The organism is Streptomyces sp. NPDC092296 (assembly GCF_044755465.1).
Classification (GTDB): domain Bacteria; phylum Actinomycetota; class Actinomycetes; order Streptomycetales; family Streptomycetaceae; genus Peterkaempfera.
Genome location: NZ_JBIVRB010000004.1, coordinates 108,267 through 132,762 on the forward strand (window position 1 = coordinate 108,267; position 24,496 = coordinate 132,762).

Consider the following 24,496-nt stretch of genomic DNA (forward strand, 5'->3'; position numbering starts at 1 on the left):
GCCCGCCGACATGTACATCCGGCACCTGCCGATTGAGTGGAAGGACGCCATCATGGCGAAGCTGTCCCAGGACGAGCTGCTCGAGCAGTTCGGCGACATGACCCTGATCGAGCTCTCCGAGTTCGTGAAGGCGTTCGAGGAGAAGTTCGACGTCAAGGCCGCCGCCCCGGTCGCCGCCGTCGCCGCCGCCCCCGGTGCCGCCGCCGCCGAGGCCGTCGAGGAGCAGGACGAGTTCGACGTCATCCTCGAGTCCGCCGGTGACAAGAAGATCCAGGTCATCAAGGAGGTGCGCGCCCTGACCTCCCTCGGCCTGAAGGAGGCCAAGGACCTCGTTGACGGCACCCCGAAGCCGGTCCTGGAGAAGGTCAAGAAGGAGGACGCCGAGAAGGCGAAGGCCGCCCTCGAGGCCGCCGGCGCCAAGGTCACCGTCAAGTGACCTCGGTCTCCTGACCGCAGTCTCAAGACTGCCGCCCCTGGTGGGCGTCGGGCCGGGACGGCCACCCCTCGCGGGGTGGCCGTCCCGGCCTTTTCCACGTTCGGTTCCGGCCGAAAAAATCGGTCGGGTGAGCGTGCGGCGCACCTCTGGTCGGACGCTGCGGCCGGGCCGCCGTCCGGGGTGCTCGGCCCGGTCGGCGGCGCCCGGTAGGGTGATCACTGCCGTCGCCGCACGCCCCTCACCACGGGTTCCGTGCTGCTGTGGCGGCCCTGGCAGGTGGCGCTCGTGACGACCTCCGCCACGCTGGGCCCTTGACGAACCGGACGCAGCGCGCAATTCTCAGGACGCGTGGTCACTCCGTCCGCCCCGGCATGCATGAAGTGGGCTCGTGACGGGAAGTGAACACGGCGTGAGATGTGCGGCCTTTCCGAGGGGCCGCGCAGACAGGCAGGAACCGCCCTGCAGGCCGCCCCGAGGGGGGCGGTCCGCATGAGGAGGGGGTCTCAGATTCGGTCTCCGAATCAGAGCTGGACAGCAGTGTGCCGAATGGCTACACTGTCCCTTTGCGCTGCCTGTTAGCTGCTCCGTGACTCGTCGCCCGGAGTTCGCACTGCCCTGAACAGGGGCGGCCCCCGACCGAGAATCCGTTCCGACCAGGAGAAACCTCCTGGTGGCAGGTTCTCGCAACGGTCGGGGAGCCGATCTCTGGGAAGGTCGGGCCCGGTACGCGCGTAGTGAGTCCGAGCCCTCGGAAGGACCCCCTCTTGGCCGCCTCGCGCAACGCCTCGAACAACTCCGCCTCCACCGCACCCCTGCGTGTCTCCTTCGCGAAGATCCGCGAGCCTCTCGAGGTACCGAACCTCCTCGCCCTGCAGACTGAGAGCTTCGACTGGCTGCTCGGCAACGCGGCGTGGAAGGCCCGGGTCGAGGCTGCCCTCGCGAACGGACACGATGTCCCCACCAAGTCCGGCCTCGAAGAGATCTTCGAGGAGATCTCGCCGATCGAGGACTTCTCCGGCTCCATGTCGCTGACCTTCCGCGACCACCGCTTCGAGCCGCCGAAGAACTCCATCGACGAGTGCAAGGAGCGCGACTTCACCTTCGCCGCGCCGCTCTTCGTCACCGCCGAGTTCACCAACAACGAGACCGGCGAGATCAAGTCGCAGACGGTCTTCATGGGCGACTTCCCGCTCATGACCAACAAGGGCACCTTCGTCATCAACGGCACCGAGCGTGTCGTGGTGTCGCAGCTGGTCCGTTCGCCGGGCGTCTACTTCGACTCGACGCTCGACAAGACCTCCGACAAGGACGTCTTCTCCGCCAAGGTCATCCCGTCGCGCGGTGCGTGGCTGGAGATGGAGATCGACAAGCGCGACATGGTCGGTGTCCGCATCGACCGCAAGCGCAAGCAGTCGGTCACCGTGCTGCTCAAGGCGCTCGGCTGGACCAACGAGATGATCCTCGATGAGTTCGGCGAGTACGAGTCGATGCGCGCCACCCTGGAGAAGGACCACACCCAGGGCCAGGACGACGCCCTGCTGGACATCTACCGCAAGCTGCGTCCGGGCGAGCCGCCGACCCGTGAGGCCGCCCAGACCCTGCTGGAGAACCTCTACTTCAACCCCAAGCGCTACGACCTCGCCAAGGTCGGCCGCTACAAGGTGAACCGCAAGCTCGGCATCGACGAGTCGCTGGACTCCGGCGTGCTCACCGAGCAGGACGTGATCGCCACCATCAAGTACCTGGTCAAGCTGCACGCCGGCGAGACCGAGTGGGTGGACGCGGAGGAGGGTCGCGACATCGTCGTCGAGGTCGACGACATCGACCACTTCGGCAACCGGCGGCTGCGCAACGTCGGCGAGCTCATCCAGAACCAGGTCCGCACCGGCCTGGCCCGGATGGAGCGCGTGGTCCGTGAGCGGATGACCACCCAGGACGTCGAGGCGATCACGCCGCAGACCCTGATCAACATCCGGCCGGTCGTCGCCTCCATCAAGGAGTTCTTCGGCACCAGCCAGCTGTCCCAGTTCATGGACCAGACCAACCCGCTGTCGGGCCTGACCCACAAGCGCCGGCTGTCCGCGCTGGGCCCCGGTGGTCTCTCCCGTGAGCGGGCCGGCTTCGAGGTCCGTGACGTGCACCCGTCCCACTACGGCCGGATGTGCCCGATCGAGACCCCGGAAGGCCCGAACATCGGCCTGATCGGCTCGCTGGCCTCCTACGGCCGGGTCAACGCCTTCGGCTTCGTGGAGACCCCTTACCGCAAGGTCGTCGACGGTGTGGTCACCGAGCAGGTGGACTACCTCACCGCCGACGAGGAGGACCGCTTCGTCATCGCGCAGGCCAACGCGCCGCTGACCGAGGAGCTCACCTTCGCGGAGCCCCGCGTGCTGGTCCGCCGCCGTGGCGGCGAGATCGACTACATCCCGGGCACCGAGGTCGACTACATGGACGTCTCGCCGCGCCAGATGGTGTCGGTCGCGACGGCCATGATCCCCTTCCTGGAGCACGACGACGCCAACCGCGCGCTCATGGGCTCCAACATGATGCGCCAGGCCGTCCCGCTGCTGAAGAGCGAGGCACCGCTGGTCGGCACCGGCATGGAGTACCGCGCCGCGGTCGACGCCGCCGATGTGATCGGCGCCGAGAAGGCGGGTGTGGTCCAGGAGGTCTCCGCGGACTACATCACCGTCGCCAACGACGACGGCACCTACACCACCTACCGGGTGGCCAAGTTCACGCGCTCCAACCAGGGCACCGCCTTCAACCAGAAGGTGATCGTGGACGAGGGCGCCCGGGTCGAGGTCGGCCAGGTGCTGGCGGACGGCCCCTGCACCGACGAGGGCGAGATGGCCCTCGGCAAGAACCTGCTCGTGGCGTTCATGCCGTGGGAGGGCCACAACTACGAGGACGCGATCATCCTGTCGCAGCGCCTCGTGCAGGACGACGTCCTCTCCTCGATCCACATCGAGGAGCACGAGGTCGACGCCCGCGACACCAAGCTGGGCCCGGAGGAGATCACCCGGGACATCCCGAACGTCTCCGAGGAGGTCCTCGCGGACCTCGATGAGCGCGGCATCATCCGGATCGGCGCGGACGTCACCACCGGTGACATCCTGGTCGGCAAGGTCACCCCCAAGGGCGAGACCGAGCTGACCCCGGAGGAGCGCCTGCTGCGCGCGATCTTCGGTGAGAAGGCCCGCGAGGTCCGCGACACCTCGCTGAAGGTGCCGCACGGCGAGTCCGGCAAGATCATCGGCGTGCGCGTCTTCGACCGCGAGGAGGGCGACGAGCTGCCGCCCGGCGTCAACCAGCTGGTCCGCGTCTACGTGGCCCAGAAGCGGAAGATCACCGACGGTGACAAGCTCGCCGGCCGCCACGGCAACAAGGGCGTCATCTCCAAGATCCTGCCGGTCGAGGACATGCCGTTCATGGAGGACGGCACCCCGGTCGACATCGTCCTCAACCCGCTCGGCGTGCCGTCCCGGATGAACCCGGGACAGGTCCTGGAGACCCACCTCGGCTGGCTGGCCAAGCAGGGCTGGGACGTCTCCGGCATCAGCGAGGAGTGGGCCCGCCGCCTGCAGGCGATCGACGCCGACCGGGTCGACGCGGACACCAACCTGGCGACGCCGGTCTTCGACGGCGCCCGCGAGGACGAGATCACCGGTCTGCTGGAGAACACCATCCCCAACCGGGACGGCAACCGCCTGGTCGGTGCCTCCGGCAAGGCGCGGCTGTTCGACGGCCGCTCCGGCGAGCCGTTCCCGCACCCGATCTCCATCGGCTACATGTACATCCTCAAGCTGCACCACCTGGTCGACGACAAGCTGCACGCCCGTTCGACCGGTCCGTACTCCATGATCACCCAGCAGCCGCTGGGTGGTAAGGCGCAGTTCGGCGGTCAGCGGTTCGGCGAGATGGAGGTGTGGGCCCTGGAGGCGTACGGCGCGGCCTACGCCCTCCAGGAACTGCTCACCATCAAGTCCGACGACGTCCTCGGCCGGGTGAAGGTCTACGAGGCCATCGTCAAGGGCGAGAACATCCCGGAGCCCGGCATCCCCGAGTCCTTCAAGGTGCTCATCAAGGAGATGCAGTCGCTCTGCCTGAACGTGGAGGTGCTGTCGTCCGACGGTATGTCCATCGAGATGCGTGACTCCGACGAGGACGTGTTCCGCGCCGCGGAGGAGCTCGGTATCGACCTGTCCCGGCGCGAGCCGAGCAGCGTCGAAGAGGTCTGACGGAGGTTGGGCCGGCCGGCTCCCCGTGAGCCGGCCGGCCGCCCCATCGACCCCCTCAGACCAGACGAAAGACTCGACCCCTGACTCGTATCAACGTCGGGGGAGACCCCGAAGGTGGGCTTGACAAAAAGTGCTCGACGTCAACTTCTTCGATGAGCTCCGCATCGGCCTGGCGACCGCCGACGACATCCGCCAGTGGTCCCACGGCGAGGTCAAGAAGCCCGAGACCATCAACTACCGCACCCTGAAGCCGGAAAAGGACGGGCTCTTCTGCGAGAAGATCTTCGGCCCGACCCGGGACTGGGAGTGCTACTGCGGTAAGTACAAGCGCGTCCGCTTCAAGGGCATCATCTGCGAGCGCTGCGGCGTCGAGGTGACCCGCGCCAAGGTCCGCCGCGAGCGGATGGGCCACATCGAGCTGGCCGCGCCCGTCACCCACATCTGGTACTTCAAGGGTGTGCCGAGCCGGCTCGGCTACCTGCTCGACCTGGCGCCGAAGGACCTCGAGAAGGTCATCTACTTCGCCGCCTACATGATCACCTGGGTGGACGACGAGCGCCGCACCCGCGACCTGCCGTCGCTGGAGGCCCACGTCTCCGTCGAGCGCCAGCAGGTCGAGCAGCGCCGCGACTCCGACCTGGAGGCCCGCGCCAAGAAGCTCGAGGCCGACCTGGGCGAGCTGGAGGCCGAGGGCGCCAAGGCCGATGTGCGCCGCAAGGTGCGCGAGGGCGCCGAGCGTGAGATGAAGCAGCTGCGCGACCGGGCCCAGCGCGAGCTGGACCGCCTGGACGAGGTGTGGAGCCGCTTCAAGAACCTCAAGGTCCAGGACCTGGAGGGCGACGAGCTGCTCTACCGCGAGCTGCGCGACCGCTTCGGCACCTACTTCTCCGGTGCGATGGGGGCCGCGGCGCTGCAAAAGCGCCTGGAGTCCTTCGACCTGGAGGAGGAGGCCGAGCGCCTCCGCGAGATCATCAAGACCGGCAAGGGCCAGAAGAAGACCCGTGCGCTCAAGCGCCTCAAGGTCGTCTCCGCGTTCCTGCAGACCCGCAACAAGCCCAACGGCATGGTGCTGGACTGCGTCCCGGTGATCCCGCCGGACCTGCGTCCGATGGTGCAGCTGGACGGTGGCCGCTTCGCGACCTCCGACCTGAACGACCTGTACCGCCGCGTGATCAACCGCAACAACCGCCTCAAGCGGCTGCTGGACCTCGGCGCGCCCGAGATCATCGTCAACAACGAGAAGCGCATGCTTCAGGAGGCCGTCGACGCGCTGTTCGACAACGGCCGCCGCGGCCGGCCGGTGACCGGTCCGGGCAACCGCCCGCTGAAGTCGCTCTCCGACATGCTCAAGGGCAAGCAGGGCCGCTTCCGGCAGAACCTGCTCGGCAAGCGCGTCGACTACTCGGCCCGTTCGGTCATCGTCGTCGGCCCGCAGCTCAAGCTGCACCAGTGCGGCCTGCCCAAGGCCATGGCGCTGGAGCTCTTCAAGCCGTTCGTGATGAAGCGCCTGGTGGACCTCAACCACGCGCAGAACATCAAGTCGGCCAAGCGCATGGTCGAGCGCGCCCGCCCGGTGGTGTGGGACGTCCTCGAAGAGGTCATCGCCGAGCACCCGGTGCTGCTGAACCGTGCACCGACCCTGCACCGCCTCGGCATCCAGGCCTTCGAACCGCAGCTGGTCGAGGGCAAGGCCATCCAGATCCACCCGCTGGTCTGCACCGCGTTCAACGCGGACTTCGACGGCGACCAGATGGCCGTCCACCTGCCGCTGTCGGCGGAGGCCCAGGCCGAGGCCCGCATCCTGATGCTGTCCTCGAACAACATCCTCAAGCCGGCCGACGGCCGTCCGGTGACCATGCCCACCCAGGACATGGTGCTCGGCCTGTTCTTCCTCACCTCCGACCGGGAGGACGTCCAGGGCGGCGGCCGCTCGTTCACCTCGACCGCCGAGGCCATGATGGCCTTCGACGCCCGCGAGTTGGACATCCAGGCGCCGATCGACATCCGGCTGCCCGGCGGCACCGTGCCGCCGCGCGGCTGGACGCCCCCGGTCGACGAGGACGGCGCCCCGGTCTGGGTCGACGGCGAGCCCTTCCGGCTCACCACCACCCTGGGCCGCGCCCTCTTCAACGAGCTGCTGCCGGAGGACTACCCCTTCGTCGACTACGAGGTCGGCAAGAAGCAGCTCTCCGCGATCGTCAACGACCTCGCGGAGCGCTACCCCAAGGTGACCGTCGCGGCCACCCTGGACAACCTCAAGGCGGCCGGCTTCCACTGGGCCACCCGCTCCGGCGTCACCGTGTCGATCTCCGACGTCGTGGTGCCGCCGAGCAAGCCCCAGATCCTGGAGGGCTACGAGGCGCAGGCCGAGAAGATCCAGAAGCAGTACGAGCGCGGTCTGATCACCAACGACGAGCGCAAGCAGGAGCTCGTCGCGATCTGGACCAAGGCGACCAACGAGGTAGCCGAGGCGATGAACGCGAACTTCCCGAAGACCAACCCCATCTTCATGATGGTGGACTCGGGTGCTCGCGGAAACATGATGCAGATGCGTCAGATCGCCGGTATGCGTGGTCTGGTCTCCAACGCCAAGAACGAGACCATCCCGCGGCCCATCAAGGCATCGTTCCGCGAGGGCCTCACCGTGCTGGAGTACTTCATCTCCACCCACGGTGCCCGTAAGGGTCTCGCCGACACCGCCCTGCGTACCGCCGACTCGGGCTACCTCACCCGTCGTCTGGTCGACGTCTCGCAGGACGTGATCATCCGCGAGGAGGACTGCGGCACCGAGCGCGGCCTCAAGCTGGAGATCGCCTCCGTGGGCGCCGACGGCGTGCTGCGCAAGGCGGACGACGTCGAGACCAGCGTCTACGCCCGGATGCTGGCCGAGGACATCGTCGTCGACGGCAAGGTGCTGGCGCACGCCAACACCGACCTGGGCGATGTGCTGATCGACGAGCTGGTCCGGCACGGTGTCTCCACCGTCAAGACCCGCTCGATCCTCACCTGCGAGTCCGCGGTGGGCACCTGCGCCTACTGCTACGGCCGCTCGCTGGCCACCGGCAAGCTGGTGGACATCGGTGAGGCCGTCGGCATCATCGCGGCCCAGTCCATCGGTGAGCCCGGCACCCAGCTGACCATGCGTACCTTCCACACCGGTGGTGTGGCCGGTGACGACATCACCCAGGGTCTGCCGCGTGTCGTCGAACTCTTCGAGGCCCGTACGCCCAAGGGCGTGGCCCCGATCAGCGAGGCGGCCGGCCGGGTCCGCATCGAGGACACCGAGAAGACCCGCAAGATCGTCGTCACCCCCGACGACGGCACCGAGGAGATCGCCTACCCGGTCTCCAAGCGGGTGAAGCTGCTGGTCGGCGAGGGCGACGCGGTCGACGTCGGTCAGAAGATGACCATGGGTGCGACCAACCCGCACGATGTGCTGCGCATCCTCGGCCAGCGGGCCGTCCAGGTCCACCTGGTCCAGGAAGTGCAGAAGGTCTACAACTCGCAGGGCGTGTCGATCCACGACAAGCACATCGAGATCATCATCCGGCAGATGCTCCGCCGGGTGACGATCATCGAGTCCGGCGACGCGGAGCTGCTGCCGGGCGAGCTGGTCGAGCGCGGCCGGTTCGAGACCGAGAACCGCCGCGTGGTCTCCGAGGGCGGCCACCCCGCCTCCGGTCGCCCGCAGCTGATGGGTATCACCAAGGCCTCGCTGGCCACCGAGTCCTGGCTGTCGGCCGCCTCCTTCCAGGAGACGACCCGGGTGCTCACCGACGCGGCGATCCACGCCAAGTCGGACCCGCTGCTGGGCCTCAAGGAGAACGTCATCATCGGCAAGCTCATCCCGGCCGGTACGGGTCTGCCCCGCTACCGCAACATCCGGGTCGAGCCCACCGAGGAGGCGAAGGCCGCGATGTACTCGGCCGTCGGCTACGACGACTACGACATCTCGCCCTTCGGCACCGGCTCCGGCCAGGCGGTCCCGCTGGAGGACTACGACTACGGCCCGTACACCGGCTGAGTCACCCCCTGACCGCAAGGGCGGCCACCCCCACCGGGGGCGGCCGCCCTTCGGCGTTCCGGAACGGGAGGCGGTATCGGTGGGATCACGTGGTATCGCTGGGTATCGTGCAGCTGTGGCCATGACCCTGCGGCTCAGCGAAGCTGATGACAAGTTGCTCACCGAGTGGGCGAGGATCGAGAAGCGCTCCAAGCAGGAGATCGTCACCGAGGCGGTCCACGCCTATCTGACCCGGCGCACCGAGCTGTCCGAGAAGGCGCTCGACCGGGTCATGGCAGAGGACGAGGAGCTGCTCGACCGGCTGGCCGAGCAGTGATCGAATAGCTCAAACTGCCCGAGCTGCTGGTGATCGCCGCCCGTGTCCAGGGCGGTGCCGAGCCCGCAGTCCGGGACTACGATCTGATCGAAGCGGCCCCGGCCCGCCCGCAGGTCACCGTGTTCGGGGCCGACGCTTACCCGGCCCCCATGAGAAGGCCGCCGCGCTGCTGCACTCCCTGGCCCGCAACCATGCTCTGGTGGACGGCAACAAACGCACCGCCTGGGTCGCCACCAGGGTGTTCCACTCCGCCGAAGCACTGGTCCTCGCTGCGGCCCGGGGCGAGTCGGACGTACCCGAGATCGCCAAGTCGTTCGCCCTCTGGTCGGCCACCTAGCCGGCGTCCGGGGCGAGGAGTTTGGCGGCCAGGGTGGCGGCGCTGCCACGGGTGGGGCCGCCGTGCTGCTCGGCCTGGGTGAGGGACGGCATGGTGGCCGGGGCGCGCTCGGTGGCGGCCCGCTCCACCACCGTGGTCCCGGAGGCCGCCTCCAGCACCGGGGCGTAGCCCGCAGCCCGCAGCGCGGCCAGCGTGGCGTCCGGGTCGGCGGCGCTGACCAGGACGGTGGGGGCGATCCGGCGCAGCCCCAGCCGGGCCAGCGCCCGGGTCCGGGAGAGCTCCAGGATCAGCGCCTCGTCGTCCGAGCGTACGCAGCACGCGGAGCGCACCACCCGCATCCGGCCGTGGGTGCGGGCGGTGTCCTTGACCAGGTACTCCAGCGGCTGGGGGAGCGGCAGCCCGTCCGCCGACACCTCGGTCAGCCGCTGGAGCAGGTCGGCCGCGTCCAGCCCGCCGTCCAGCGCCCGGCGCACCGAGGCGGCGGTGATCCGCCAGACCACCGCGTGCCCCTCCGACTCACGGGTCGCGCAGCCGGAGAGCAGCTCGGTCAGCTCCGGCGAGGCCGCACCCGCCACCACCGCCGTCAGATCGGCCTGGAAGCGCACCGTGGTCTGCGGCGGGGGCAGCAGCTCGGTGAGGGCCGCCGCCAGCCCCCGGACCGCCTCCGCCACGGCCGGGTGGGCGTGCAGCCGGGGTCCCGCGCCCGGTACGGCGGGGAAGTAGCGGTACGCGCCGGTGCGCAGCAGAGCCAGCACGGCGCGCCCGACCGGCGTGAGCGCCCCGTGCGCGACCACGCCGAGCAGCGCCGCCTCCGCCAGGGTGTCCCGGGCCCGCCCGGCCAGGTCCAGCCCCGGCGCCAGGTCGATCGGCCGGAACCACGCGGCGCGGGCCAGCAGCCCGTCCAACGCTGCTGACCCCGCCTCCGGCCCTGTCGCCGGCCCCTGCCCCGGCGGCAGCCCGTCCAGCGCCGCCAGCAGCGCCAGCCGCAGCGGCACCGCGAGCGGGTCCTGCGGGGCGACCAGCGCCACCGGGGTCTGCTCCTCGTCCGGCCAGTGGCTGAACACCTCCGGAACCACCGCCCAGGTGGCCAGCAGCGGCAGCAGCCGGTCGGCGGGCGCCGCCGCCAGCCAGCCGTCGTACCGCTCCGTCGGCACGATCCGGGCCGGCGGCGGCGGAGCGGGCCGCCGCCCCCGCGTCTTCGGCGGCTCGTCGCGCACCGGCGCCAGCAGATCGGCGTTGGCCGCCAGGTCCAGCCAGAGCCGGGTCTGCGCCTCCGGTACGCCGGCCGCCTTCGCCAGCCGCCGGGTGTCCCGCACCGCGATGCCGCCCGCCTTGCGCACCGCCGGCGGCTGCTCCGCCACCGCCCGCAGCAGCAGCTCCACCCGAGACGCCGCCGCCCCGGCCGCCGCCTGCGCCTCGCCCGCCGCGCCCGGCGGCAGCGGCAGCAGCCCGGCCACCGGCGGCGGCGCGGGGTCGAACGCCACCCCCGTCCGCTCGGTGCGCAGCGCCTCGGCCACCTCCCGGGGCAGCTCCACCAGGTCCGTACCGGCAGGCAGCAGCAGCCCCCGCGCCGCCAGCCAGTCGGCGCCCGGATCGCCCGACCCGGCGGCCCGGAACAGGAACCTGGTACTCCCCTGCGTGTAGTAGCCGTACTGGGCCGCGAAGCAGCGGGCGGCCAGCACCGGCGGCCCGGGGACCAGCCGCGCCAGCAGCTCCAGCGCCGCCGGCGGAGCCCCCGCCACCAGCGCCCGCACCTCGGCCGGGTCGCCGAGCAGCGCGGTGACGGCCCGCTGCGCCGCGTCCCGGGTGCTGACCCGGGGCAGCCCCAGCTCGGCGGCGATCCGGTGCACCTCGGCCGCGTTGAAGGCGTCGGACAGCAGCCGGTCGACCGGCCGCCCCAGCCCGCGCAGCTCGGCGGCCCGCCGGTGCACCAGCGCCGGCACCGCCAGCGCGGAGCCGTGCGGCGGCAGCAGCAGCGCCCGCTCCGCCAGCCGCTCCAGGCACCGTACGGCGGCCCGCCGCGCGTCCGGGCCGCCGCCGCCGAGCTCGTCCAGCAGCTCCGCGCGGCGCACCGCCCGCTCGGCCGGGTCCACCCCGGGGTCGGCGCACGGCCCGTGGCGGCGGTCGGCCAGCTGCGCCACCGCCGCGAGCACCTGGAGCTCGGCCTGGTCGAGCTGCCTGAGCGCCCGTGCCGTGGAGTGGTCGCCCAGCAGGTGCCCGGCGAGCCCGGCGAGTGAGCCGAGGGCCCGCCCGTCGTACGCGGCGGCGGCGGGCAGGCCGCGCTGCCGGAGCAGTTCGGTGAGCTGTTCGGGGGTACGGCCGGCGAGCCAGGCCCGAAGCGCGGAGGAGCTGTGCATGGGGAGCAGCCTAGAAGGCCGCGGGGCGTGGTCCGGCGCGGTTTGACGGCGGCGGGGTGGACCTGGCACCACCCCGGGTTCGGGTCCCAAGGCCAGTGATCGCCTCCGGGTGGCTGGGTCAGACTGGCACGGTCGGGATCGGATGGTCCGCAGGGCGAAGGGGTGCGTGCATGAGTGTCGGCGGGGCGGTGTCCGGAGCAGGGGCGAGAGCCGAGGCGGAGCGGGTCCGGGTCTGGCTGCTGGAGCGGTTGACCGCTCAGCGGCGGTGCCTGGTGCTGGGCGTACGGGCCTGGCTGGGGCCGGCCGTGCTGCTGGTGGTGGGCATGGTCGTCCTGGGCCTGATCGGCGCGAGTCTGGTCCGCAGCGCCCTCATCCTGCCGCTGCTGGCCGTCGGGGTCGGGATCTTCGCGGTGCTCGCCTTCCGGTTCGGCCGGTGGAACGCCGCCTGGTCCCGGCGGCAGGCCGAGAGCTGGTTCGGCATCCGCCTCCCGGTGCGGTACCGCCCGATCCGGAGCCTGGAGCAGAACGACCGAGGCCACTGGTGGACCGGCCACGGCTACCACCGGCGCCGCTCGACCGCCGAGGTGGCCCGGTACGTCAACTGGGCCGTCCGCGACCCCGAGACCTGGCGCGATCAGCTCTGGCTGCTCCTCAACCCGTCGGCGGCGGCGATCACGGCGCTGCCGGCCGTCGGCCTCTTCATCGGCGGCACGACCTCGGCGGCGGTCGTCTTCCTGCGCCTGTTCCTGCGCCTGACCGCCGGCTACCCCTCCGAGGTCCCCGGGCACGCGCAGGCCCTCGCGCTGAGCCTGCTCGCCGCCCTGGTCGGGCTGGCCCTGGCGCCGTACGCGCTGCGCGTGCACACCGGCTGGCTGCGGCAGCTGCTGGACCCGGACGGCGGCGCCACCCGGGCCCGGCTCGCCCAGCGCGTCCAGCACCTCACCGCCACCCGGGCCGACGCGGTCGGGGAGCAGGCCGCCGAGCTGCGCCGGATCGAGCGCGACCTGCACGACGGCGCCCAGGCCAGGCTGGTGGCCATCGGGATGACGCTCGGCACCATCGAGCACCTGATGGACACCGACGCGCCCGCCGCCCGGGTCCTGCTGGCCGAGGCCCGGCAGGCCTCGCACAAGGCCCTCCAGGAGCTGCGCGACCTGGTGCGCGGCATCCACCCGCCGGTGCTGGCCGAGCGCGGCCTCGGTGACGCGGTCCGGGCGCTGGCGCTGGACAGTCCGCTGCCGGTGGAGGTCTTCGTGGACCTGCCGGACCGGCCGCCGGCGCCGGTGGAGGCCGCCGCGTACTTCAGCGTCTGCGAGCTGCTCACCAACGCCGCCAAGCACTCCGGCGCCGACCAGGTCTGGGTGGACATCCTGCACCGGGCCGGCAGCCTGCGGATCACCGTCACCGACGACGGCCGCGGCGGCGCCGACCCCGCGCGCGGCAGCGGGCTGCGCGGCATCGAACGCCGACTGGGTACCTTCGACGGTGTCCTCGCCCTGAGCAGTGCCCCGGGCGGACCGACCACCGTGACCATGGAGCTGCCGTGCGCGTCGTCCTCGCCGAGGACCTGTACCTCCTTCGAGAAGGGCTGACCCGGCTGCTGGAAGCCCACGGCTTCACCATCGCCGCCGCCGTGGAGACCGGCCCCGACCTGCTGGCGGCGCTGCTGGCCGAGCGGCCGGACATCGCGGTGGTCGACGTCCGGCTGCCGCCCACGCTCACCGACGAGGGCCTCCAGGCGGCGCTGGCCGCCCGCCGGGAGATCCCCGGGCTGCCGGTGCTGGTGCTCTCCCAGCACGTCCAGCAGCTCTACGCCCGAGAGCTGCTGGCGGACGGCACCGGCGGCGTGGGCTACCTGCTCAAGGACCGGGTCTTCAACGCCGAGCAGTTCATCGACGCCGTCCGCCGGGTCGCGGCGGGCGGCACCGCGATGGACCCCGACGTCATCGCCAAGCTGCTGGAGCGCGGCGTCCGCTCCCAGCCGCTGGGTCGGCTGACCCCCCGTGAGCGGGAGGTGCTGGAGCTGATGGCGGAGGGCTGTTCCAACTCGGCCATCGCCACCCGGCTGACGGTGAGCGACGGGGCGGTGGCCAAGCACATCGCCAACATCTTCGCCAAGCTGGAGCTGGCCCCCACCGACGACGCCAACCGCCGGGTCCAGGCGGTGCTGGCCCACCTCAACGGCGTGCGCTGAGCGTCGGCGGCGGTCAGCGCTCGACCACCGTCGCCAGGATCTCCGGCAGCCGCCCGAGCAGCCGCCCGGCGGCGATCCTGATCCCGAGCGCGGCCATCCCCAGGCCGTACAGCAGCCCGGCGGGCAGCAGCACCCAGCCGGGCCCGTGCGTCAGATGCAGGGCCAGCGCCAGCACACCCAGCGGCAGCGTCAGCACCAGCGTCCCGAGCATCGACCCCATGGCGTTTGCCAGCACCAGCCCGGACTGTCCCGGTGCCGCGTTGCGCATCGGATTGCCGTCGGCCGGCAGCGCGTACGGGGCCAGCACGCTCAGCAGCGCCCCGACCCCGGCCCCGGCGCCCAGCAGCGCCCAGGTCAGCCCCAGCGCCTCCGGCAGCTGGGCCCAGTCGCCGCCGACCGCCGCCGCGACCACGCCGAGCAGGGCGGTGAACGGCAGCGCGTACGAGGCCACCGCCAGTGCCCGGCCGCGCAGCTCGGCACGGGCGTCGGCCCGGTCGGCCAGCGTCACCGCCACCAGCCAGAACGCCGAGCCGTCCAAGCCGAAGACGTTGAGCGTCTGCAACCCCAGCAGCAGCCCGCCGACCAGCACCACATAGGCACTGGCCCACCCCTGCACGACGGAGAGCACACAGAGCACCAGCGTCATGCCGATCCCGCTGGACACCGCCGCCTTGGCCCTCGGCTCCCGCCACGCGTAGCGCAGCTGCCGCTGCATCGCGGCCCCGGTCCGCCCCGGCGGCAGCAGCCGGGACAGCGCCGCGCCGCGCCGGGTGCCCCGCCCGGCGGCCGGCGCGGCGGCCAGCGTCGAGGAGTCCGCGATCACCATCAGCCGCCGCAGGCAGGTCAGCCACCAGCGCAGCAGCAGCGCCAGCAGCGCGGCGGCGGCCAGCAGCTGCACCGCCGCCGCCGCGTACGAGCCCTCGGCCACCGAGTGCACGGCGCCCACCGCGCTCATCGGCGGAATCCAGCGGAGCACCGAGGCGACCGGCGCCAGCGGGGACAGATCGATCCCGCCGTCGTGGCCATGCGCGCCGAAGACGCTCTGGAACGCGATATTGGCCCCCTGGCCCAGCAGCGCGAACAGCAGCCCGCCGAAGACCGCGAAGTCCCGGCCGCGCCGGCTGGAGAGCAGCCGGGCGTTGCCCACCGCCACCGCCCGGGACAGCACCACCAGGGCCAGCGTCGCCAGCGGCACCGCCACCACCGCCACCACCACCGAGGCCACCCCGTCGGCCCCGGCCGCCGCCGCGCCGCCCAGCATCAGCAGGCTGAGCACCGGGCCGGGTCCGATCAGCGCCGCCAGCAGCATGCCGCGCAGCAGCGGCGAGGGCCGCAGCGGCAGCATCGTCAGCCGGGTCGGATCGGAGCTCTCGTCGCTGGTGAACAGGTAGAGCGGCTGCGCGGCCCAGCCCAGCGCCAGCGCCCCGGCCAGCACCAGCCCCGCGTCCGCCGCCCCGGCGTGGCCGCGCAGCCCGACCAGGCCGGCCGCGAGACCGGCCGCCACCAGCAGCCCGACCAGCGAGCCCAGTACGTAGGCGGCGCCCCGCCCGCCCCGGCGCAGCCCGTTGCGCAGCAGCCGCAGCTTGAGCGAGACCAGCACCCGGGCGGTCTCCCGGTCGGCCCGCCGGGTGCTGCCCCGGTCCTGGGCGGTGAGCTGCGCGGTCACTGCTCCGCACCGCCGTCCGCCGCCACGGGGTGGGCGCCGAGCCACTCCAGCGCCTCGCCGGTCTGCTGCGGCCCGCCGACCAGGTCCAGGAACGCCTCGTGCAGGCTGCGGTCGCCGCGTACGGAGTCCAGCGGGCCCTGCGCGACGACCTGACCGGCCGTCATCACCGCGACCCAGTCGCAGAGCTGCTCCACCAGCTCCATGACGTGGCTGGAGAAGACCACCGTGCTGCCGGTGGCCGCGTAGCGCTTGAGCACGCCCCGGATGGTCTGCGCGGAGACCGGGTCCACCCCCTCGAAGGGCTCGTCCAGGAAGAGCACCTCCGGGTTGTGCAGCAGCGCGGCGGCCAGCCCGATCTTCTTCCGCATGCCAGTGGAGTAGTCGGCGACCAGCTTGCCGCCGGCGCCGTCCAGGTCCAGGACCCGCAGCAGCTCGTCGGCCCGCCGGTCCACCTCGGCGCCGGGCAGCCCGCGCAGCCGTCCGTTGTACTGGAGCAGCTCCCGGCCGCTGAGCCGCTCGAACATCCGCAGGCCCTCCGGCAGGATGCCGATCCTGCTCTTGACCGCGACCGGGTCCCGCCAGACGTCGGCGCCGTGCACCAGCACGGTGCCGTGGTCGGGGCGGAGCAGCCCGGTGGCCATCGACAGGGTGGTGGTCTTGCCCGCGCCGTTGGGGCCGACCAGGCCGATGAAGCTGCCGGCGGGCAGCTGGAGCGAGAGCCCGGCGACGGCGATCTGCTGCCCGAAGCGCTTCCACAGGTCTCGGATGTCCACTGCTGCGGGCGGAGTCGTGTCCACCGTTCCCCCTCGGTACCGGCCGGGCGCCGCGTGCACCCGCGCTGCCGCCCATCCTCTCCCGTACGCGGCCCGGTGATGCGGCCGGGCCGGGGATCGGTTGCGGGGGTCCGACTGCGCGGGATCGGCGGCGGGGGAACGGCTTTCTCGGTACGGAGGCAACCGCCCGCGCCGCTGGATCGTCTGACAGTCTGGGAGACGACAGCCTGTTGGGGACGGCAGGACATCGCCGCGCGCGGAGGCCGACGGCCGCGGGGAGAGCACGGGAGGTGGCCGATGGCGGTTCAGCCCTGGCGGGGAGCGCCGCAGCCGTGGGAGCCGTGGCAGCCCGCGCAGTCGCCGCAGGCGGCGATGCGCGCCGCCAACTCGGACCGCGAGCGCACCGTGGACGTGCTCAAGGCCGCGTACGCGGAGGGCCGGCTCACGCCGGACGAGTACGGCGCGCGGGTGGAGGCGACGTACCGGGCGCTGACCTACGGTGAGCTGGCGCGGCTGGTGGTGGATCTGCCCAGCGGCCCGATGGTGATGCCGCTGGGCGCGGCGGTGCCGGTGGTGCCGCCGACCTTCCTGCCGCCGCCCCGGGTCACCACGCGGACCAACGGCATGGCGGTGGCCTCGCTGGTGCTGGGCCTGGCCGGGTTCCTGCCGTTCGGCATCGCCTCGGTGCCGGCCACGATCATCGGGCATGTCGCCAAGTCGCAGATCCGGCAGTCCGGCGAGCAGGGTGACGGGATGGCGACCGCCGGGCTGGTGCTGGGCTGGCTGGGGATCGGCTTCTGGGCGCTGATCATGGCGGCGGTCCTCTTCGGCTGACCGCCCCGGGGTTTCGCGCCGCGCCGCGGCGGGCTACGGTGAGCGGAGTCCCGGGCCTTGTGCTAAAGGGCCCGATGCCGGCCGTACCGGGGCCGAAGGCAGCCGCGACCTGCGGCTGCGCATTTGTTTTGACCCGCGCCGATGCGGTAGGTACGCTCTGACCTTGTGCCTGGGGTGTCCCCGGGTCTCTTGTGCGTGCATGCACACCGGTCGCAGCGCCGACCGGCACCGCCCCGCGGGCCCGTTCGTACGAGCGGTGTCGAGCACGGTGGCTGCACATCGCATCTTGGGATTCGCGATTCCTCGTCCCTGAGCCCGTAGTCGGTGGGCGACGGGAGCGGAAGAGGCTCGACACGCCCGACCGCGTGGGTCGGGTGGGGCGGGGTGCACACCAGGGTAGTTCCACCAAGACTTGGCACACAGAAAACGGAGAAACGGTGCCTACGATCCAGCAGCTGGTCCGAAAGGGCCGGCAGGACAAGGTCGAGAAGAACAAGACGCCCGCACTGAAGGGTTCGCCCCAGCGCCGCGGCGTCTGCACGCGTGTCTACACGACCACCCCGAAGAAGCCGAACTCGGCTTTGCGCAAGGTCGCCCGTGTGCGCCTCACCAGCGGGATCGAGGTCACCGCCTACATCCCGGGCGAGGGCCACAACCTGCAGGAGCACTCGATCGTGCTCGTGCGCGGCGGTCGTGTGAAGGACCTGCCGGGTGTGCGCTACAAGATCATCCGCGGCTCGCTCGACACCCAGGGTGTCAAGAACCGCAAGCAGGCCCGCAGCCGCTACGGCGCCAAGAAGGAGAAGTAAGAATGCCTCGTAAGGGCCCTGCCCCGAAGCGCCCGGTCATCATCGACCCGGTCTACAACTCCCCCCTGGTGACGTCGCTCGTCAACAAGGTCCTGCTGCACGGCAAGCGCTCCACCGCCGAGCGCATCGTGTACGGCGCCCTTGAGGGCATCCGCGAGAAGAGCGGCAACGACCCGGTCGTCGCCCTCAAGCGCGCCCTGGAGAACGTGAAGCCGACCCTTGAGGTCCGCTCCCGCCGCGTCGGTGGCGCCACCTACCAGGTGCCGGTCGAGGTCCGTCCGGGCCGCTCCACCACCCTGGCGCTGCGCTGGCTGGTCGGCTACTCCCGCGCCCGTCGCGAGAAGACCATGACCGAGCGGCTGCTGAACGAGATCCTCGACGCCTCCAACGGCCTCGGTGCCTCCGTGAAGCGCCGTGAGGACACGCACAAGATGGCCGAGTCCAACAAGGCCTTCGCCCACTACCGCTGGTAGTCGAACCCGTCACGACGAGAACCGAGAGAGAGACGAGCCACCATGGCTGCAACCTCCCTTGACCTGGCCAAGGTCCGCAACATTGGGATCATGGCCCACATCGACGCGGGCAAGACCACCACCACTGAGCGGATCCTGTTCTACACCGGTGTGAGCTACAAGATCGGTGAGGTCCACGACGGCGCCGCCACCATGGACTGGATGGAGCAGGAGCAGGAGCGCGGCATCACCATCACGTCCGCCGCGACGACCTGTCACTGGACCGTTGGCGACAGCGACCACACCATCAACATCATCGACACCCCGGGCCACGTCGACTTCACCGTCGAGGTGGAGCGCTGCCTGCGCGTGCTCGACGGTGCCGTGACGGTGTTCGACGGTGTCGCCGGTGTGGAGCCCCAGTCCGAGACCGTGTGGCGCCAGGCCGACCGCTACAACGTCCCGCGCATCTGCTTCGTCAACAAGCTGGACCGCGTGGGCGCGGAGTTCCACCGCTGCGTCGACATGATCGTCGACCGCCTCGGTGCGACCCCGCTGGTCATGCAGCTCCCGATCGGTGCCGAGGCGGACTTCCGCGGCGTCATCGACCTGGTCCGCATGAAGGCGCTGGTCTGGTCCGAGGACGCGACCAAGGGCGAGATGTACGACATCGTCGACATCCCGGACACCCACACGGACGCGGCCCAGGAGTGGCGCGACAAGCTGCTCGAAACCGCCGCCGAGGGCGACGACCAGCTGATGGAGCTGTACCTGGAGGGCGTCGAGCCCAGCCCGGAGCAGCTGAAGGCCGGCATCCGCCGCGCCACCATCGCCGGCAACCTCACCCCGGTCTTCTGCGGCACCGCGTTCAAGAACAAGGGCGTCCAGCCCCTGCTCGACGCGATCGTGGAGTACCTGCCGTCGCCGGCCGACGTCGAGGGCGTCACCGGCCACAAGGTGGGCGACGAGGAGACCGAGCTCTTCCGCAAGGCCTCCGACGACGAGCCGCTGTCGGCGCTGGCGTTCAAGATCATGAGCGACCCGCACCTCGGCAAGCTCACCTTCGTCCGGGTCTACTCCGGCCGTCTGGAGTCCGGCACCCAGGTGCTGAACTCGGTGAAGGGCCGCAAGGAGCGGATCGGCAAGATCTACCGGATGCACGCGAACAAGCGTGAGGAGATCTCCAGCGTCGGTGCCGGCGACATCATCGCCGTCATGGGCCTGAAGGACACCACCACCGGTGAGACCCTGTGCGACTCCGCCAACCCGGTGATCCTCGAGTCCATGAACTTCCCGGCCCCGGTGATCCAGGTCGCCATCGAGCCGAAGTCCAAGGGCGACCAGGAGAAGCTGGGCGTGGCCATCCAGCGCCTCGCCGAGGAGGACCCGTCCTTCCAGGTCCACACCGACGAGGAGACCGGCCAGACCATCATCGCGGGTATGGGCGAGCTGCACCTCGAGGTGCTGGTCGACCGGATGCGCCGTGAGTTCCGGGTCGAGGCCAACGTCGGCAAGCCGCAGGTCGCGTACCGCGAGACCATCCGCAAGGCGGTCGAGCGCGTCGACTACACGCACAAGAAGCAGACCGGTGGCTCCGGCCAGTTCGCGAAGATCCAGATTGCCATCGAGCCCATCGAGGGCGGCGAGGGCTACGAGTTCGTGAACAAGGTCACGGGTGGCCGCGTGCCGAAGGAGTACATCCCTTCGGTCGACGCCGGCGCCCAGGAGGCCATGGAGTTCGGTGTGCTCGCCGGCTACCCGATGGTGGGCGTGCGGGTCATCCTGCTCGACGGTGCGTCGCACGACGTGGACTCCTCCGAGCTCGCCTTCAAGATCGCCGGTTCCATGGCGTTCAAGGAGGGTGCCCGCAAGGCCAGCCCGGCTCTGCTCGAGCCCATGATGGCCGTCGAGGTCACCACGCCCGAGGACTACATGGGCGATGTGATCGGCGACATCAACTCCCGCCGTGGCCAGATCCAGGCCATGGAGGAGCGCAGCGGTGCCCGGGTCGTCAAGGCCCTCGTCCCGCTGTCCGAGATGTTCGGCTACGTCGGTGACCTGCGCAGCAAGACCTCTGGTCGCGCGAGCTACTCGATGCAGTTCGACTCGTACGCCGAGGTTCCGCGGAACGTGGCGGACGACATCATCGCCAAGGCCAAGGGCGAGTAAGGACCGGCGAAGCCGGACCGGCTGCCCCCAGGGGCAAGCGATCCGGAGTTTCCGGACCTTTGCGAAGCCTTAGGCTGTAAGGAGGCATTCCCGGCACCCCCCAAGGGGTGCCGGGGACCTCCGGCCCCCACCCGCGGGCCGGGGCCGGGCGCACACCAGCGTTCGGAACCGTCCCGACAAGACCAACTGACGTCGTACGGCGTACAGAATCAGTCCCACAGGAGGACCCCAGTGGCGAAGGCGAAGTTCGAGCGGACTAAGCCGCACGTCAACATCGGCACCATCGGTCACATCGACCACGGTAAGACCACTCTTACCGCGGCGATCACCAAGGTGCTGCACGACGCGTACCCGGACCTGAACCCCTTCACGCCGTTCGACCAGATCGACAAGGCGCCTGAGGAGCGGCAGCGCGGTATCACCATCTCGATCGCGCACGTCGAGTACCAGACCGAGGCGCGTCACTACGCCCACGTCGACTGCCCCGGTCACGCGGACTACATCAAGAACATGATCACCGGTGCCGCTCAGATGGACGGCGCCATCCTCGTGGTCGCCGCCACCGACGGCCCGATGCCGCAGACCAAGGAGCACGTGCTCCTGGCCCGCCAGGTCGGCGTGCCGTACATCGTGGTCGCCCTGAACAAGGCCGACATGGTGGACGACGAGGAGATCCTGGAGCTCGTCGAGCTCGAGGTCCGCGAGCTGCTCTCCGAGTACGAGTTCCCGGGCGACGACGTTCCGGTCGTCCGCGTCTCGGCGCTCAAGGCCCTTGAGGGCGACAAGGAGTGGGGCGAGAAGCTGCTCGGCCTGATGGCCGCGGTGGACGAGAGCATCCCCACCCCCGAGCGCGACGTCGACAAGCCGTTCCTGATGCCGATCGAGGACGTCTTCACGATCACCGGTCGTGGCACCGTCGTCACCGGTCGTATCGAGCGTGGCGTGCTCAAGGTGAACGAGACCGTCGACATCGTCGGCATCAAGGACACCAAGACCACCACCACGGTCACCGGCATCGAGATGTTCCGCAAGCTGCTCGACGAGGGCCAGGCCGGTGAGAACGTCGGTCTGCTGCTCCGTGGCATCAAGCGCGAGGACGTCGAGCGCGGCCAGGTCGTCATCAAGCCGGGTTCGGTCACGCCGCACACCGACTTCGAGGCCCAGGCCTACATCCTGTCGAAGGACGAGGGTGGCCGCCACACCCCGTTCTTCAACAACTACCGCCCGCAGTTCTACTTCCGTACCACGGACGTGACCGGCGTGGTGACCCTCCCCGAGGGCACCGAGATGGTCATGCCGGGCGACAACACCGGCATGACGGTCGCGCTGATCCAGCCGATCGCCATGGAGGAGGGCCTGAAGTTCGCCATCCGTGAGGGTGGCCGGACCGTCGGCGCCGGCCAGGTCACCAAGATCATCAAGTAATGATCTGACTGACCTGCCTCTTCGACAGGCAGCAGTACGAGGGCCCCGTGCCCGTCCAGCCGGACGGGCACGGGGCCCTCGCGCATGTCCGGATTGCTGCGGGGGCAAGCGGGGGTGCGGGTAGTGTTGTCCGGAGATCTGATGACATCAGGCGCTACGGTGGGGGGACCGCCCGGGTGCCGCGGGCGACTGCGGGAGCACGGTGAAGATTTCGTTCCTGATTCACAACGCTTATGGGATCGGCGGCACCATACGCTCCACCGTGAACCTCTCCAGCGCGCTGGCGGAGCGTCACGAGGTGGAGATCGTCAGCGTCCACCGGGTGGCGGACCAGCCGGCCCTGCACCTCGATCCCCGGGTGTCGCTGGTGTCGCTGATCGACATGCGCAAGGACAGCCCGTCGTACGAGGGCGGCCGCAGGCTCACCAAGGCGCCGAACACGATGTTCCCCGATCCCGGGGTGGACTTCGGCCGGCTGCGCTACACCGGGCTGCACGACGAGCGGATCGCCGTCCACCTCGCCCGGACGGACGCGGACGTGGTGATCGCCACCCGGCCGATCCTCATCGGCTACCTGGCCCGCTACGGGCAGGACCGCTACCTCCGGATCGGCCAGGAGCACCTCACCCACGACACCCACGGCGATCAGCTGCGCACCGACCAGAACGCCGCCCTGGCGGGTCTGGACGCCTTCGTCCCCGTCTCCGAGGCCGACGCCGCCGTCTACCGCGCGGCGCTGCCCGAGCTGGCCGACCGGATCGTGTGCGTGCCCAACGCGGTGCCGACACCGCTGGTGGAGCCCTCCGACGGCGGTTCCCAGCTGATCGTCGCGGCCGGTCGGCTGGTCCGGGTGAAGCGGTACGACCGGCTGGTCGAGGCGTTCGCCAAGGTCGCCGCCCAGCGCCCGGACTGGTCGCTGCGGATCTACGGCCGCGGCCCCAAGAGCGGCGCCCTGGGCCGCCGGATCAGCGAGCTGGGGCTCGACGACCGGGCGCGGCTGATGGGCGCGGTGTCCCCGATCGAGACCGAATGGGCCAAGGGCGCCATCGCGGCGGTCACCTCGGACATCGAGTCGTTCGGCATGACCATCGTGGAGGCCATGCACTGCGGCGTCCCGGTGGTGGCCACCGACTGCCCGCACGGGCCGGGGGAGATCATCACCCATGGCGCGGACGGCCTGCTGGTGCCGCTGGACGGCGGCACGGACGCCTACGCCGACGCGCTGCTGAAGCTGATCGACGACCGGGAGCTGCGGCTGCGGCTCGGCCGCGCCGCCCGGGAGAAGGCGGCGACCTACGCACCGGCCGCCATCGCGTCGCGCTACGAGCAGCTGATCGAGGACCTCCGGCGGCGGCCGCGCCCCAGCCAGGGCGGCAACCGGTTCAGGCTGCCGCTGAGCACCCGGCTGCGGGCCTCGCTGCACGCCGCCCTGCGCCGCCCCGGGGCCTGGGGCACGGCCTGGGGCGCGGCCGACGACAGCGCGCCGCCGATCAAGCCGCTCGCGTACGCGGCCGCCACCGCCGACGGCGGGCTGACCGTACGGCTGGACCCCGCCACCCTGCCCGGCCACGGCCCCTGGGACCTGGTCGTCCGGCTGCGCAAGGACCCCGAGGGCCGCGAGGTCCGGGTGCCGCTCCCGGTCGGCGCGCCCGCCGAGGGGCAGCGGATCGAGGCCACCCTGCCGCGCGCCGGGCACACCCTGGCCGAGGGCCGCTGGGACTGCTACGTCGCCCCGACCGGCAGCGACCGGCGGCGCCGGATCGTGGCCCAGCTGGTGGAGCAGGCGCGGCTGCTCTCGCTGCCCCCGGTGGTCGGCCCCGACGGCCTGTCCTGCTGGATTCCGTACGCCACCACCGACGGATATCTGGCGGTGCGGGCCTGGCTGCGTCCGGCGCACGCCGAGGTGGAGCGCGTCCGGGTCGGCGAGACGGGCGCGGCGGTGACCGCACGGCTGCTCGGCACCCTGGCGCTCCCCGCCGCCGGGGCGGTGGTGACGGCCGTCTCCCGGGAGGGCGAGGCGTACGGCTTCGCCGCGCCCGTCGTGCCGCTGGGCGGCGACCGCTTCGAGTTCACCCTGCCGTACGCGGACGCGCTGGCCCGGCGCAGCGTCGAGCAGGACCTGTGGGACCTGCGGCTGGTGGTGGACGGCACGGTGGTGCGGATCGGGCGGATCACCGGTGACGTGCCGGACCGCAAGAGGACCGACACCCTGCCGGCCGTGCTGCGCGACCACCCCGGGCGCGGGGCGACCCGGGTCCGGCCGTTCTTCACCGTCTCCAACGACCTGGCGCTGAGTCTGCGGGATGTGCCGCCCCCGGCCCCGGTCGAGCCTGCGGGGTAGCCCGGCCCGAGCAGCGGGGGTCTGAGCAGCGCGGATGGGGGCAGCGCGGATCTGCGGTCCGGTGGGCGGTCACCCTGCTGGGCTGAGGTTGACCACCATGGCCGATACTGCGATGGTCATAT

15 protein-coding genes and 1 pseudogene are annotated in these 24,496 nt (G+C 71.2%); 13 read left to right on the top strand and 3 right to left on the bottom strand.

From position 1 onward, the window contains the following. The first annotated feature begins 52 nt into the window (after positions 1 to 52). The 5 genes and pseudogenes from rplL to ACIQGZ_RS13555 all read left to right on the top strand — a co-directional run bounded on the left by rplL (position 53) and on the right by ACIQGZ_RS13555 (position 9,354). Positions 53 to 436 (top strand): 50S ribosomal protein L7/L12, encoded by a 384-nt coding sequence (rplL, locus tag ACIQGZ_RS13535; RefSeq protein WP_402601970.1) that lies wholly within the window; start codon positions 53 to 55, stop codon positions 434 to 436. A 764-nt stretch (positions 437 to 1,200) separates the two neighbouring features. Further along, positions 1,201 to 4,677, top strand: a complete 3,477-nt coding sequence (rpoB, locus tag ACIQGZ_RS13540) for a DNA-directed RNA polymerase subunit beta (RefSeq protein WP_402601614.1) — start codon at positions 1,201 to 1,203, stop codon at positions 4,675 to 4,677. 130 nt (positions 4,678 to 4,807) lie between these two features. Next, complete coding sequence (locus ACIQGZ_RS13545; protein ID WP_402601615.1) at positions 4,808 to 8,701, top strand: DNA-directed RNA polymerase subunit beta'; 3,894 nt, start codon at positions 4,808 to 4,810, stop codon at positions 8,699 to 8,701. Between the two features lie 115 nt (positions 8,702 to 8,816). Beyond that, positions 8,817 to 9,017 carry a hypothetical protein gene (locus tag ACIQGZ_RS13550; RefSeq protein WP_402601616.1) on the top strand — a complete coding sequence of 67 codons (201 nt, stop codon included), beginning with the start codon at positions 8,817 to 8,819 and terminating at the stop codon, positions 9,015 to 9,017. Between the two features lie 14 nt (positions 9,018 to 9,031). Next, positions 9,032 to 9,354 (top strand): annotated as a pseudogene (locus ACIQGZ_RS13555) (type II toxin-antitoxin system death-on-curing family toxin). Here ACIQGZ_RS13555 and ACIQGZ_RS13560 read toward each other — a convergent pair. After that, complete coding sequence (locus ACIQGZ_RS13560) at positions 9,351 to 11,711, bottom strand: helicase-associated domain-containing protein (protein WP_402601618.1); 2,361 nt, start codon at positions 11,709 to 11,711, stop codon at positions 9,351 to 9,353. The pseudogene ACIQGZ_RS13555 and the gene ACIQGZ_RS13560 sit on opposite strands and share 4 nt — an antisense overlap. A 170-nt stretch (positions 11,712 to 11,881) precedes the next feature. Here ACIQGZ_RS13560 and ACIQGZ_RS13565 point away from each other — a divergent pair, with 170 nt between their 5' ends. Both ACIQGZ_RS13565 and ACIQGZ_RS13570 read left to right on the top strand, forming a co-directional pair. Then, a complete protein-coding gene (locus ACIQGZ_RS13565; RefSeq protein WP_402601620.1) occupies positions 11,882 to 13,303 on the top strand; it encodes a sensor histidine kinase in 1,422 nt (473 codons plus the stop codon). Beyond that, positions 13,255 to 13,905: a LuxR C-terminal-related transcriptional regulator gene (locus ACIQGZ_RS13570; RefSeq protein WP_402601621.1), complete on the top strand. Its 651-nt coding sequence runs from the start codon at positions 13,255 to 13,257 to the stop codon at positions 13,903 to 13,905. Before ACIQGZ_RS13565 ends, ACIQGZ_RS13570 begins: the two co-directional genes overlap by 49 nt. Before the next feature lie 13 nt (positions 13,906 to 13,918). Here the strand turns inward: ACIQGZ_RS13570 and ACIQGZ_RS13575 are convergent, their stop codons facing one another. Continuing rightward, entirely contained in the window at positions 13,919 to 15,571 is a 1,653-nt protein-coding gene (locus ACIQGZ_RS13575) for a transporter (protein ID WP_402601622.1), read from the bottom strand. Continuing rightward, positions 15,568 to 16,368, bottom strand: a complete 801-nt coding sequence (locus ACIQGZ_RS13580) for an ABC transporter ATP-binding protein (RefSeq protein ID WP_402601623.1) — start codon at positions 16,366 to 16,368, stop codon at positions 15,568 to 15,570. Before ACIQGZ_RS13580 ends, ACIQGZ_RS13575 begins: the two co-directional genes overlap by 4 nt. 273 nt (positions 16,369 to 16,641) lie before the next feature. Here ACIQGZ_RS13580 and ACIQGZ_RS13585 point away from each other — a divergent pair, with 273 nt between their 5' ends. From ACIQGZ_RS13585 to ACIQGZ_RS13610, 6 genes are all read left to right on the top strand, one after another. Continuing rightward, entirely contained in the window at positions 16,642 to 17,178 is a 537-nt protein-coding gene (locus ACIQGZ_RS13585) for a DUF1707 and DUF4190 domain-containing protein (RefSeq protein ID WP_402601624.1), read from the top strand. Between the two features lie 437 nt (positions 17,179 to 17,615). After that, entirely contained in the window at positions 17,616 to 17,987 is a 372-nt protein-coding gene (gene rpsL, locus ACIQGZ_RS13590) for a 30S ribosomal protein S12 (protein ID WP_014144289.1), read from the top strand. Between the two features lie 2 nt (positions 17,988 to 17,989). Continuing rightward, the gene (gene rpsG / locus ACIQGZ_RS13595) at positions 17,990 to 18,460 is read left to right on the top strand and encodes a 30S ribosomal protein S7 (protein ID WP_402601625.1); all 471 of its coding nucleotides are present in this window, start codon (positions 17,990 to 17,992) and stop codon (positions 18,458 to 18,460) included. Positions 18,461 to 18,502: 42 nt separating this feature from the next. After that, positions 18,503 to 20,608, top strand: a complete 2,106-nt coding sequence (fusA, locus tag ACIQGZ_RS13600; protein WP_402601626.1) for an elongation factor G — start codon at positions 18,503 to 18,505, stop codon at positions 20,606 to 20,608. A 231-nt stretch (positions 20,609 to 20,839) separates the two neighbouring features. Beyond that, positions 20,840 to 22,033 (top strand): elongation factor Tu, encoded by a 1,194-nt coding sequence (gene tuf, locus ACIQGZ_RS13605; protein ID WP_402601627.1) that lies wholly within the window; start codon positions 20,840 to 20,842, stop codon positions 22,031 to 22,033. Positions 22,034 to 22,235: 202 nt separating this feature from the next. Then, positions 22,236 to 24,374 carry a glycosyltransferase family 4 protein gene (locus ACIQGZ_RS13610; RefSeq protein WP_402601628.1) on the top strand — a complete coding sequence of 713 codons (2,139 nt, stop codon included), beginning with the start codon at positions 22,236 to 22,238 and terminating at the stop codon, positions 24,372 to 24,374. Positions 24,375 to 24,496 lie beyond the last annotated feature (122 nt).